This is a genomic window from Phenylobacterium sp. (assembly GCF_025934275.1).
Lineage (GTDB): Bacteria > Pseudomonadota > Alphaproteobacteria > Caulobacterales > Caulobacteraceae > Phenylobacterium.
Genome location: NZ_JAICYI010000017.1, coordinates 25439 through 37345, shown reverse-complemented (window position 1 = coordinate 37345; position 11907 = coordinate 25439). Strand labels below are relative to the sequence as shown.

The 11907-nt window shown below is 69.7% G+C and carries 11 protein-coding genes; 9 read left to right on the top strand and 2 right to left on the bottom strand.

The features are described 5' to 3' along the window. Positions 1-36 precede the first annotated feature (36 nt). The 6 genes from Q0W60_RS06410 (at position 37) to Q0W60_RS06385 (ending at position 5454) form a co-directional block, all read left to right on the top strand. Positions 37-1827: an ATP-binding protein gene (locus Q0W60_RS06410; protein WP_297693749.1), complete on the top strand. Its 1791-nt coding sequence runs from the start codon at positions 37-39 to the stop codon at positions 1825-1827. 177 nt (positions 1828-2004) lie between these two features. Continuing rightward, the gene (locus Q0W60_RS06405) at positions 2005-2538 is read left to right on the top strand and encodes a DUF6886 family protein (protein WP_297693747.1); all 534 of its coding nucleotides are present in this window, start codon (positions 2005-2007) and stop codon (positions 2536-2538) included. Positions 2539-2618: 80 nt separating this feature from the next. Continuing rightward, positions 2619-2948: a hypothetical protein gene (locus Q0W60_RS06400; RefSeq protein WP_297693745.1), complete on the top strand. Its 330-nt coding sequence runs from the start codon at positions 2619-2621 to the stop codon at positions 2946-2948. A 57-nt stretch (positions 2949-3005) separates the two neighbouring features. Then, positions 3006-3500: a GAF domain-containing protein gene (locus Q0W60_RS06395; protein ID WP_297693742.1), complete on the top strand. Its 495-nt coding sequence runs from the start codon at positions 3006-3008 to the stop codon at positions 3498-3500. Positions 3501-3582: 82 nt separating this feature from the next. Then, entirely contained in the window at positions 3583-4755 is a 1173-nt protein-coding gene (locus tag Q0W60_RS06390) for an acetyl-CoA C-acetyltransferase (RefSeq protein WP_297693740.1), read from the top strand. Between the two features lie 12 nt (positions 4756-4767). Continuing rightward, the gene (locus Q0W60_RS06385) at positions 4768-5454 is read left to right on the top strand and encodes an SDR family NAD(P)-dependent oxidoreductase (protein WP_297693738.1); all 687 of its coding nucleotides are present in this window, start codon (positions 4768-4770) and stop codon (positions 5452-5454) included. 189 nt (positions 5455-5643) lie between these two features. Here the strand turns inward: Q0W60_RS06385 and Q0W60_RS06380 are convergent, their stop codons facing one another. Then, positions 5644-8046: a penicillin acylase family protein gene (locus tag Q0W60_RS06380; protein ID WP_297693768.1), complete on the bottom strand. Its 2403-nt coding sequence runs from the start codon at positions 8044-8046 to the stop codon at positions 5644-5646. Between the two features lie 193 nt (positions 8047-8239). Here Q0W60_RS06380 and Q0W60_RS06375 point away from each other — a divergent pair, with 193 nt between their 5' ends. The 3 genes from Q0W60_RS06375 to Q0W60_RS06365 all read left to right on the top strand — a co-directional run bounded on the left by Q0W60_RS06375 (position 8240) and on the right by Q0W60_RS06365 (position 10776). Then, positions 8240-8635 (top strand): DUF559 domain-containing protein, encoded by a 396-nt coding sequence (locus Q0W60_RS06375; protein WP_297693736.1) that lies wholly within the window; start codon positions 8240-8242, stop codon positions 8633-8635. Between the two features lie 193 nt (positions 8636-8828). Further along, positions 8829-9725, top strand: a complete 897-nt coding sequence (locus Q0W60_RS06370; protein ID WP_297693734.1) for a 2OG-Fe(II) oxygenase — start codon at positions 8829-8831, stop codon at positions 9723-9725. 94 nt (positions 9726-9819) lie between these two features. Beyond that, on the top strand, positions 9820-10776 hold the full coding sequence (locus Q0W60_RS06365; protein ID WP_297693732.1) for an MBL fold metallo-hydrolase: 957 nt from the start codon (positions 9820-9822) through the stop codon (positions 10774-10776). A 24-nt stretch (positions 10777-10800) separates the two neighbouring features. Here the strand turns inward: Q0W60_RS06365 and Q0W60_RS06360 are convergent, their stop codons facing one another. Beyond that, entirely contained in the window at positions 10801-11853 is a 1053-nt protein-coding gene (locus Q0W60_RS06360) for a hypothetical protein (RefSeq protein ID WP_297693730.1), read from the bottom strand. Positions 11854-11907 lie beyond the last annotated feature (54 nt).

Below are 11907 nucleotides of genomic sequence, written 5' to 3'. Positions count from 1 at the left end.
GGTCCAAAGTCGCCCCACGACCCGGGGGAGGCACTGTTGAGCCACGTCGCTGACGGCGCGAAGGCATCCGCGGCAAGGCCGGCTCGCGGCGAGGGCCTGCATCTGTTCGCCGCCTCTGCGCGCAATCTCATGCCGCGGTTCATCAGCAGCCTGGCCGTCGCCGCCGTCGCCCTGTTCTACATCGGAGGGTTCTGGACCGCGCTCTGGCTGATGGGCGTGTGGATCACCCTCGTCGTCGGGCTTCGGGTGACCCGCGATCCGGCGGCCGGCTCGGCGCGGCCGGTGAGCATCATTGTCGTCAACAGCATCGTCGCCACCGTGCTGCAGGCCGGCTTGTGCGTCGTGCTGTGGCGCACCGGACATTCCGTGGCCGGGTTGTTCGCGCTCGCCACCGCCTTCATCGGCGCGGCCTACGTGCTCCTGCAGTACTACGCCGATATCGCCCTCTTCCGTCTGCTCCTGAGCCCCTACGCCCTGGCGATGGCCTACATGGGTCTGGACGAAGCCCTGCGCGACGGACTGCGCCCGGCCGTCGCCGTGACCCTGGTCGCGGCTGTCGTCTCCATGGTCAACTTCTTCTTCCTCGCCAGGCGGATGCTGGACCGTTCGCGCAGCGCCCTGCGCGCCGCCCGCCACCAGGCCCGCGAGGGCGAGCTCGCCGCCGAGGCCGCCAACGCCGCCAAAAGCGCCTTCCTGGCCACGATGAGCCACGAGATCCGCACGCCTTTGAACGGGGTGTTGGGCATGGCCCAGGCCATGGCCGCCGACGAGCTCTCCGACGTGCAGCGTGAGCGGCTGGTGGTGATCCATCGCTCCGGCGAGGCCCTGCTCGCCATCCTCAACGACGTGCTCGATCTCTCGAAGATCGAGGCCGGCAAGCTGGAGCTCGAGGCCATCGAGTTCGACCTGGCCGACCTGGCGCAAGGCGCCTATTCGGCCTTCACCGCGCTCGCCAACAAGAAGGGGCTGTCGTTCGCCCTCGATATCGCCAAGGCCCGCGGCCGCTACATGGGCGATCCGACGCGCGTGCGGCAGATCCTCTACAACCTGATCTCCAACGCCCTGAAGTTCACCGACCATGGCGAAATCCGCGTCACCGCGGCGCGCCGCGAGACGATGCTGGAGATCGCGGTCGCGGACACCGGCGTCGGCATCTCCCCGGAGAATCTGGTCCGCCTGTTCCAGAAGTTCGACCAGCTGGACTCGTCGACCACGCGCCGCTTCGGCGGCACAGGCCTGGGGCTCGCCATCTGCCACGACCTCGCCCAGCTGATGGGCGGCGACATCGCCGTCGAGAGCAAGGTCGGGGAAGGTTCCCGTTTCCTGGTGCGCCTGCCGCTGCCCTGGGTCGGCGAAGAAAAGGGGCCGCCCGAACTCGCGCCCGCTCCGCCGCCGGAGTTGCAGCCGATGCGGCTGCGGGTGCTGGCCGCCGAGGACAACCAGGTCAATCAGCTGGTGCTCAAGACCATGCTGCACCAGCTGGGCGTCGAACCGACCGTGGTCGAGAACGGCGAGGCCGCGGTGGAGGCCTGGGCCAGCAGCGAGTGGGATATCATCCTGATGGACGTGCAGATGCCGGTGATGGACGGCCTGGCCGCCACGGCCCAGATCCGCGAGCTGGAGGCCGAGAAGGGCCGCAAGCGGACGCCGATCATCGCGCTCACCGCCAACGCCATGTCGCACCAGGTGGAGCAGTACCTGGCCGCCGGCATGGACGGCCATGTCGCCAAGCCCATCGCCGCCGCCGACCTCTTCCAGACCCTCTGCGACGTGATGCAGCAGGATGGGGCGCAGGACGGCGACGAAGCCGCTGTCGGCGCAGCCTGAGCCCTAATCCGGTTCGATCCCGCCGTGGGCGAACCAGGCCATGATCGCGCGGGCTTTCGCCGCCGACTGGGATGGCCGCGCCGCCAGACCGCCAGCCCGATTGGGATCGACGAAACCCTCGGCGATGGCCGGGTCCGCGTTGACGCGCCGCGGCCCGCGCGCTGAAGCTGCCGCGCCATGCGGCTCTTCCACTTCAGCCACGATCGCGGCATCAGCCGCTTCGAGCCGCGGCCCGTAGCGATTCCGTCCGAGCGGCCTGCGGGGCGCGAATGGCTGAACGGGCCGCTGGTCTGGGCGATCGATGAGCCGCACCAGGCCATGTACCTGTTTCCGCGCGATTGCCCCCGCATCCTCATCTGGCAGACGCCGCAGACGAAAGACGAGGATCTCGCGCCGTGGTGGGGGGAGCGTTCCGATCGTATCATCGCCCACATCGAGTGGGCCTGGTGGGAGCGGATGAGGACGGGTCGGACCTGTCGCTACGAGCTGCCGCCTGACGGTTTCGAGGATCTGCACGACGCCGGCATGTGGGTGTCGCGCGAACCGGCCGAGCCGCTCAGCATGGAGGTGATCGGGGATCTTCTCGGCGCGCTGGAGGCGATGGGCGTCGAGCTGCGGGTCATGCCTCGCCTGACGCCGCTCCAGGGGCTCTGGAATTCCAGCCTGCACTTCAGCGGCATCCGGCTGCGGAACGCGCAGGAGTGGGCATAGCGGCCGGCCAGTCCGGCTTGACGGACTCGCGTTCGCAGAGCAGCGTCACCCTACGCAACGTGGAGGCGGGGAGGCTCGCGATGCGTCGGATTACGCCGCTCCTGGTCTTCATCCTCGTCGCCGCAGGGACCGCTGCCGCCGCCGAGGACGCTGCGCTGAATGCGACCGACGTCCGCTACTTGAAGACGCTCGGACAGTCGCAGAGCGAGTTGCAGGCGAACCGACCTACGCCCGCGATGCTGCAGCGGCTGCACGAGCTCATCAACGACCCGGCCACGCAGCAGAAACCGAGGGCGCGGGCCGACGCTGTCAACCGGTTCCTCGACCACATCAACGCGCAATTCATCTGGTGCACGGACCATCCGGCCGACAAGGACTGCGAAGCCTACAAGGCCCCGGCCTCGCCGTGACCGATCAGACAGAGCGGGCAGCGTGACGCCGGAGCCCGGCGCGCCTAAATCCCGTCCATGGCCGAGGCTTTCAACGAGAAGATCATCACGGGCGACAAGCGCGACCGCTACGCCATCGTGGCCCAGGAGATCGCAGCGGTGCTGGAGGGCGAGCCGAATCTCGTGGCGCGGATGGCGACCGTGGCCTCGATGCTGGCCGCGACCTTCGAGGACCACTTCTGGACCGGCTTCTACCTGGTCGATCCCGACAAGCCGGACGAGTTGGTGGTGGGGCCTTACCAAGGCACGCTGGGCTGCCTGCGGATCGTCTTCGGCCGGGGCGTCTGCGGGACCGCGGCCGCGACCGGAGAGACGCAGATCGTCGAGGATGTCGAGGCGTTCCCGGGCCACATAGCCTGCGACGCACGCTCGAAGAGCGAGATCGTGGTCCCCGTGCGTGACCGATCCGGGCGGTTGATCGCCGTCCTCGATATCGACTCCGAACGGCCCGGCGCCTTCGACCGGGCGGACGCGGAAGGACTTGAGCGCATCCTAAAACAAGCGTTTGGTTGAGCCGTTGTCTTCCGCAACGGCGCCTTTCTAGAAGCGTCTCCGACGCGCCGGACGCGCACCCGAAGGATCAAGGAGTCTCACCATGGCCGAGGCCTACATCGTCGCCGCAACCCGCACCGCCGGCGGCCGCAAGGGCGGCCGTCTGCGCGAATGGCATCCCGCCGACCTGGGCGCGGTGGTGCTGAACGAGCTGATGGACCGCACGGGCGTCGATCCGGCCGCGGTCGAAGACGTGGTGATGGGCTGCGTGATGCAGGTGGGCCAGCAGGCGACCAACATCGCCCGCAACGCCGTTTTGGCCTCCAAGCTTCCGGAGAGCGTGCCGGGGACCTCGGTGGATCGCCAGTGCGGCTCCTCACAGCAGGCCCTGCAGTTCGCCGCCCAGGCGGTGATGAGCGGCACCATGGATGTGGTGATCGCCTCGGGCGTCGAGAGCATGACCCGCGTGCCGATGGGGCTGTCGGTGGCGCTGCCCGCCAAGGAAGGCTTCGGCCAGCCGAAGAGTCCGCGCATGGAGGAGCGCTATCCAAACATCCAGTTCAGCCAATTCATGGGCGCCGAGATGATGGCGGAGAAGTACGATCTCACCAAGGATCAGCTGGATGAGTTCGGCTACCGCTCGCACCAGCGCGCGATCGCCGCGACCCAGGCCGGCGCCTTCAAGGACGAGATCGTCGGCGTCGACGGCAAGGATGCCGAGGGCAACACCGTCCGCCACGACGTGGACGAAGGAATTCGTTTCGACGTCAGCCTGGACGGCATGAAGGGCGTGAAGCTGCTGCGTGAGGGCGGACGGATCACGGCGGCCACCTCCAGCCAGATCTGCGACGGCGCCTCGGGCGTGATGATCGTCTCCGAAAAGGCGCTGAAGGAGTTCAACCTCGAGCCCATGGCCCGCATCCACCACCTGTCGGTGATCGGCCACGACCCGGTGATCATGCTGGAGGCCCCGCTGCCCGCCACCGAGCGGGCGCTGAAGAAGGCCGGCATGAGCGTCGACGATATCGACATCTTCGAGGTCAATGAGGCCTTCGCCTCGGTGCCGGTGGCCTGGCTGCAGACGCTGGGCGCCGATCCCGACCGGCTGAACGTCAACGGCGGCGCGATCGCGCTCGGCCACCCGCTCGGCGCCTCCGGCACCAAGCTGATGACCACGCTGCTCTACGCGCTGAAGAAGCGCGGCAAGAAGTACGGCTTGCAGACCATGTGCGAAGGCGGCGGCCTGGCCAACGTCACCATCGTCGAGGCGCTGTAAGCCGTCGCCAGCATGGCGGGACGCGTCTTCCTCGTCACCGGCGCGTTCGGCGCGCTTGGCTCGGCGGTCGCCCAGGCGGCTGCCGAGCAGGGCGCCTGCGTGGCCCTCGTCGACTACGCCAAGGCGCCATCCAGCCCGACGCCAGACGGCGCGCTCGTGCTCGGCGGCGTTGACCTGACCGACGCCAACCAGGCGGGCGCGGCGATCGAGGCCGCTGCCGAGCGGTTCGGCGGGATCGACGCGCTGCTGAACATCGCCGGCGGCTTCGCCTGGGAGAAGGTCGAGGGTGGCTCGGCGGCCAGCTGGTACGACCTCTACCGGCTGAACGTGCTCACCGCCGCCAACGCCAGCCGCGCGGCGATCCCGCACCTGAAGCGCTCGGCGGCGGGACGCATCGTCAACGTCGGGGCCAACGCGGCGCTGAAGGCCGCGCTCGGCATGGGCGCGTATGCGGCCTCCAAGGCCGGCGTGCATGCGCTCACCCAATCGCTCGCCGAGGAGCTGAAGGGCGACGGCGTGACGGTGAACGCGGTGCTGCCCTCGATCATCGACACGCCCGCCAACCGGGCGGACATGCCCAAGGCCGACCACTCGGCCTGGGTCGCGCCGGCCGACCTCGCCGCGGTGATGCTGTTCCTGGCCTCCGAGGAGGCCCGCGCGGTGACGGGCGCGCTGCTGCCGGTGACCGGGCGCCTCTAGGCGCGGCCGGCCAAGCCTGATCGCCTACAACAGGGTGGGGATATGTGCGAATTACACCGCGGCTGGCGCGGTGATTTGAGTCTTGATTCACTTGAGAAAGATCAGAATAGTTCTTGTTTTGTTCAGTATAGCGCAAGAGCAGCTGGGCGCCAAGGAATAGTGCGCATCCGCGCTCCGCACGTCGCGGCTTCAGCGCCTTGGCGTGAGGTCGAGGACGGTCTCGGCGGCCGCCTCCACGGCCGGGCGGGTGTAGCGGAGCGGCACGTACTCGCCCGCGGCCCAGGGCGCGAAGAGATCGCGGTAGTGGCGGTTCGCCGGATCGCCGGACTGGCCTGGCGTGTTGACCACCGTCGAGTTGTCCCACTGGCCGACGTCGAGGACCATGCGCACCGAGGCGCCGGCGACCTGGGTGAAGAGCTCGGGGCGGTAGGTCGCCGCGCGCGGCGTCGACGCCGAGCCCGGGACCGCCACAGGCCCGACCGCCATCCCCGCGGCGGTCTCGCGATCCGCCAGCACGCCTGCCGGGTTCTGGAACTCCACCCGATGCAGCCGCCCCCAGGTCCAGGTCGACATGTCCGGGCCGAGACGCTGCTCGAGCTCCTGGACCGCGGCCCCGACCGTGGCGAGCAGCAACAGCTTGCGCCGCGGGCCGGCCTCGCCGGATTCCAGGAAGCTGATCACGGCGTCCAGGCTGCCCTGGCCGATCAGATCGCGCGCCGCCTGCGGCGCATACATCGCCGCGGCGCCCTTGCCCAGGTAGCCGGAGACCCAGACCTCATAGATCGCCGCCGGCACGCTGTCGGTCCGCTCGTCGCCGTTCCAGGCCTCCAGCAGCTCGATGGCCCTGGCCAGGTTGGAGCCGGGCTGGGCGGGCGGCGTCTGCCCCATGTCGGCGCGAAGCAGCGCCCGAAGGCGCCGGGACTCGGCGCTCACGGTGTCGGTCTGCAGGGCCATGGACTGCCGGATGGTGGCCTTGGGCTCGGCGGCGAGCACCTCCTCGATGCGGGTGATCCGCGAAGGGTCGCTCCACTCGAAGGAAACCTTGCGCTGCTCGTCGGGGTAGCCCTTGGGCAGGTTCATGGCGTTGGCGGTGGCGAACCAGCCCTTGGCGGGATTCTTGATCCAGGGCAGCTCGGCGCCCGGCAGGAAGCCCGCCCACTCGTAGCGGCCGTCGCCGGGGACCGGCATCAGCCCGTCCCAATTGGGCCGCACGGGCGTCAGCCCCGCGGCCGACCAGCCGATCACGCCCGAGCGGTCGGCATAGACCAGGTTGAGCGGCGGCGTGCCCCAGGCGTCGCGGCCGCCCTCGAAGTCGGCCCAGGACTTCGCCCGCCAGAGGCGCGAGCTCTGGAAGTAGCCCTCGGCGCCGGGCTCGTTCCAGACGGTGCGCAGGGCGAAGGCGCGATGCTTCGCCGGTTCGATCTTCAGCACCGGGCCGTGGCGGGTGTAGCGGAGCTCGACCTCGCGCGGCGCCTCGCCCTTCACCTCGATGGTCTCGCGGACCACCTTCATCGGCTCCCAGCCGTCCTTGTAGCGGTAGGCGTCGCCGTTGGTCTCGTAGACGTAGAGGTCCTCCTGATCGATCGGGAAGATGGTCAGGCCGAAGGCCACGTCGGCGTTGTGGCCGAGCGAGACGCCCGGCAGCGCCGGCTCGCCCGCGCCTTCGATCGACAGCCCCGGCGCCTCCATGTGGACGATGTAGCGGAGCGAGGGCACGCCCACCGCCCGGTGCGGATCGTTGGCCAGGATCGGCCGGCCGGTGGCGGTGCGCGAGCCGGAAATCGTCCAGTTGTTGGAGCCTTCGCCGGAAGTGGAATCGATCCGCTCGGCGAGCTGGGCGCGCGGATCGAGCGCGGCGGTCCTGCGGCCGGCGAGCGCGGCGAAGCTCACCTGTTCGGTGCCCAGGATGTAGTCGTTCAGCACGTCAGCCGGCACGTCGCAGGGGTTCAGGCCGTCGGGGACCACGAGCTTGTGCGACGTGGGCTCGATCTTCCGCCGCAGCCGGTCGGCCGCCACGCCGCCGGCGCAGACCACCTGGGCGCGGGCGACCTCGGAGGTGACGTTGCCGACCAGGGTGTGGCTGCGGATGTGGGGGATGTCGTCGGGCCGCCAGGTCTCCGGCTGGCTGGCGGTCAGCCTGAACTCGATCGGCAGCGGCTTTGCGCCCGCGCGAACCTCGGCCACGTAGGCGTTGACGCCTTCCACCCAGGCGGTCACCGCGTCCTTCGCGCCCGGCGCATAGGACGCCCACTCCCGGGCCATGTCGCCGCGGTAGAGGAGGAGCCGCGCGGCGCGATCCTGCGCGACATAGGCCGGCCCGAAGCTGGCGGAGAGCCGCCCCAGCCCCCGCTTGCGCCACAGGTCGATCTGCCAGAGCCGGTCGCGGGCGGCGTTGTAGCCCTGCAGGAAGAAGGCGTCGCGCACTGAGCCCGCATAGATGTGCGAGATCCCCCAGCGGTCGACGATGATCTGCGCGGGCTGCTGGAGCCCGGCGACGAGCCACGCCTCACGCTTGGCGGAGGCGGGGAGTTGGGCGTGGGCGGTTGAGCCGATAAGCGCGAGCGCAAGCGCCGCAAATCGTCCGATCTTCATGCTCACCACCCCCCTGCCGCCGCCATTTGACAGCGCTCAGGCGCACGTCGACAAGCATCAATCTGGAGTCATGGTCGGTCTTGACTCTTCCTCCAGATGTTCCGCTATTGTTCTACATCCTCCGCGAAGCGGCGGGAGGGGGACCACGCGCCGCAGAGCGCGTGGTGGAGGGGGCGAGCCGGAGGCAGGGGCCTTGCGACGAACATTGACCACCACACGAGCGCGGGCGCTCAGGAAGAACATGAGCGAGCCGGAGGTGATGCTCTGGAGCCGGCTGCGCGGCCGGAGCGCGGACAAGCCCACCTTTCGCCGCCAACACCCGCTCGGGCCATTCATCCTGGACTTCTACTGCCCGGCGGCGCGGCTCGCGATCGAGGTGAACGGCGCGACCCATTGGGACGAGGCTTCGCAAGCCAGAGACGCCGCACGCGACCGCTGGCGCAGGGGCGCGGGTGTTCGGATCCTGCGCATCCCGGCTTCGCACATCTATGCGGGCCTGAGCGGCGTCGCACATGGCGTCTTCCTGCGGGCGAACGAGCTGATCGTGGCCGAGCGCAAGCACGCGCGGCTCGCGGTATTGTCTCTCTGAGACACTACCCGGCTCGCCCCCTCCACCGCTCGCTCTCTGGCGAGCGGTCCCCCTCCCGCCGCTTCGCGGGGGAGGTAGAGCGAGCTTTCGAGCCCCACAGGATCCCCAGTCCGACAGGGTCTTGGATCGATCCGGCTAGGCGTGGGCTATTGAGGACGTGGGCGCCTGCCCGGCTCCGCCGTGGGGATTCCTTGTGGCTCAGCAGTCCATCACCGAAGCTCTGCGCCCGGGTCTGAGGGAGTGGTTCGAGTTCCACGTCGGGACCGGACACGATCTCGCCGATGTCAAAGCGGCGCTGGTCGCCGCCGGCTATCGCGCTGAGGACGTGGAAGGGTTCCTGCGTGAGGAATCCGCGCGGTTCGCAAAGTCCCAGCAGGGCGGGCTCTTCGATGCCGAACCCGTCGACTCCCAGGCCGAGGCGGCCGACCGTTTCTGGCGAAGGCTCGATGTCCTCGCCCCGTTCAACCGGGTCCTCCTGGTCGACCGGGTCGTGCCCATCCTGGTGAAGCATTTCGGGAGCGGGATTTTCTTTCTTCCCGAGTTCCTCTCCGACGAGGAATGCGCAGGGCTCATCGCCCAGGCCGACGGGCGCATGGAGGACTCCAAGGTCTTCGACCAGCGCAAGGGGGAGCGCGTCGTCGATCCCAGCCGATCGAGCCGCAGCGGCGTGATCCGGCGGGGGGACGGCGAGCTTGCAAGGCGCATCGAGAGCCGCATCGCCAAGCTGACGGATCTGCCCGTTGCTCTGGGCGAGAACCTACAGATCGTGCACTACACGGCCGGGGGCGAATACGTTCCGCACTTCGACTTCTTCGACCCGGAGACGCCGGCCGGAGCCGAGGCGCTCACCGGCAACAGTCAGCGGCTCCTCACCGTCATCATGTACCTGTCCGACGTCGACGGCGGCGGCTGGACGCAGTTTCCGGACCTGAAGGTCGAATTTACCCCCACGCGGGGCGCGGCCCTCCTCTTCCCCTCCCTCGACCGTCAGCGTTCGCCCCTGAGGCCCTCCCTCCACTGGGGCCGCCCGGTGATTTCGGGCGAGAAGTGGATCGCCACCAAGTGGATCCGTCTGTCACCCCAAGCATGACGGGACGCGTCCGGAAGTCCGCCTTCCCACCCATTGCTGACCTCCCGAGAGTCCGCTTACCGTCACCGCAGGGGATACGCTCGGGGGCGGCGCGATGGACATTCGCAAGCCGACGCGCAGGAGCCTGGTGGCGCTCACCGGAGCGGGCGTGGGCGCGCTCTTGGCGCTGCGGCGGGCGCGCGCCCAGCCGCCCGCGCCTGGGCCGGATCGGCTGGTGTTGCTCGGCGTGCGCGGCGGGCCGCTGGTCGACGGCTACGCCCAGACGCCGTCGGCCAGCGTGATCGTGTTCCGCGGGGCGCCGCTGGTGGTGGACGCCGGCTATGGCGTGACGCTGAAGCTGATCGAGGCCGGCATTCCGCTGCCGGCGCTGCGGCGCGTGTTCATCACCCACCACCACTCCGACCACAACCTCGAGCTCGGGCCGCTGCTCTACAACGCCTGGGCGGACGGGCTCGCCGATCCGCTCGACGTCTATGGGCCGCGGGGCCTGGCCGAGCTGCTCGCCGCCTATTGGCTGTCCAACCGGATCGACCTGGAAGCGCGCATCGGCGACGAAGGGCGGCCGGACCTCCGCAAGCTGGTCCGGTGCCACGAGTTCACGCAGGGCGAGGTGATGCGCGAGGGCGAGCTCGCGGTCTCGGCGCTGCGCAATCACCACCCGCCGCTCGCCGAGAGCTACGCCCTGAAGTTCCAGCTCGGCGGCAAGACGGTCGTGTTTTCCGGCGACACCTCCTACCTGCCGGCGCTCGCGGACTTCGCGCGCGGCGCCGACTACCTGGTGCACGAGGCGATGTTCCCCGCCGCCGTCGAACGGCTCGCGGCGCGGCGGCCCAACGCCTCGCGCCTGGCGGCGAGCATCCTGAGCCACCACACCTCGGCCGAGGATGCGGGCCGCATCGCCGCGGCGGCCGGGGTGAAGACCCTGGTGCTCAACCACTTCGTCCCGGGCGACGACGCGGCGGTGACGCCGGCCCAATGGGCGGCGGCGGCCGGCGCGCACTTCGCGGGCCAGATCGTGGTCGGGCGCCCGATGCTGTCGCTGCCGCTGTGAGCTCGGATTTGTCGGCGCCTCGCTCTAGGCCGGCTCCTTCACGGGTTCGCCCAGGGCGTCGAACGCGTTGAGGAAGGCCCGGCCCTTGGTCTCGCCGAGGGTGGCGATGACCTGGCGGCCGACCTCGACGCGGACGCGTTCGCGGGCGAGCTCTCGCTCTCTACGGCCATGCCAGTCGATCATCTGGTCCCAGAGCGGGTCGAGGATCTCGGCGCCCGGCCTGGAGCCGCCGTTCACGGTCTTCAGGGTGAAGCTGCGCAGCTCGGAGAGCGCGACGCGCAGATAGGCGACGTGGATCTGCTCGTCCTGGCGGATGCGCTCGACGATCCGCGCCGCCTGCTCGGTCGCGGCGCGGCGGTCGGCGAAGTTCGCCGGATCGCGGAACACGGCGCAACAGAAGGCGAAGAAGCTCTCGGCGCGCACCTCGATCAAGAGCACGTTCATCAGCATCTTGATAAGCGCCTCGAACCCGGGCGGCAGGTCGGGAAGCTCGCGCGCGGCCGCCTCCGGCCGGGAGATGTTCTCGGGGACCTCAGGCAGCGGGTAGGCGTCCTTGCCGAACACGGTGTCGCGCACGGCGAACCACATCTGGTCGTGGGCGCCGAGATCGGGCGTGCGGGCGTCGCCGCCGCCCTCGTCCCAGCCGTGCGCCTCGAACAACCCCTGGCCCAGATGACCGAGCGCGGTGTCGGCGACATCCTCGACCACGATGCTCTGCATGTCGGGCGCGTCGAACAGGGCGAGCTGCTTGCCGCGCGCCTCGATCACGCCGGTGACGGTGAGCGAGTTCCAGAGGAACTGGCGAAAGCCCGCCCCGAGCAGCAGCCGCTCCTGGTCGACGTTCGGATAGTTCGGCAGCTTGAGCAGGCTGGTGGTGGCGTCCAGCAGCGGCCAGCCGCGCGCCTCGAGCGCCGCGCTCCAGGCCTGAACCGCCGGCCAGCGGTTCTTCACCCGCGGCGAGACGTAGTCGCCGGCGGCGTCGAAGCCGCCGTGCAGCCGGTAACCCGCCGCCTCGTGCGGCCGCGCGAACTCGTGGCTGGCGATCAGGTCGTCCCGCCGGTAGCGCAGCTTGGCCATGGATGCTTCCTCCGCGCGGTCGAAGCCGCGACGGGGGAGCCTGACCCCAGCCCG

Excerpts from the sequence above, each read along its gene's own strand:
- Q0W60_RS06405 (WP_297693747.1), top strand. The coding sequence starts at position 2,005 with ATGCGGCTCTTCCACTTCAGCCACGATCGCGGCATCAGCCGCTTCGAG.
- Q0W60_RS06400 (WP_297693745.1), top strand. The coding sequence starts at position 2,619 with ATGCGTCGGATTACGCCGCTCCTGGTCTTCATCCTCGTCGCCGCAGGG.
- Q0W60_RS06395 (WP_297693742.1), top strand. The coding sequence starts at position 3,006 with ATGGCCGAGGCTTTCAACGAGAAGATCATCACGGGCGACAAGCGCGAC.
- Q0W60_RS06390 (WP_297693740.1), top strand. The coding sequence starts at position 3,583 with ATGGCCGAGGCCTACATCGTCGCCGCAACCCGCACCGCCGGCGGCCGC.
- Q0W60_RS06385 (WP_297693738.1), top strand. The coding sequence starts at position 4,768 with ATGGCGGGACGCGTCTTCCTCGTCACCGGCGCGTTCGGCGCGCTTGGC.
- Q0W60_RS06380 (WP_297693768.1), bottom strand. The coding sequence starts at position 8,046 with ATGAAGATCGGACGATTTGCGGCGCTTGCGCTCGCGCTTATCGGCTCA.
- Q0W60_RS06365 (WP_297693732.1), top strand. The coding sequence starts at position 9,820 with ATGGACATTCGCAAGCCGACGCGCAGGAGCCTGGTGGCGCTCACCGGA.
- Q0W60_RS06360 (WP_297693730.1), bottom strand. The coding sequence starts at position 11,853 with ATGGCCAAGCTGCGCTACCGGCGGGACGACCTGATCGCCAGCCACGAG.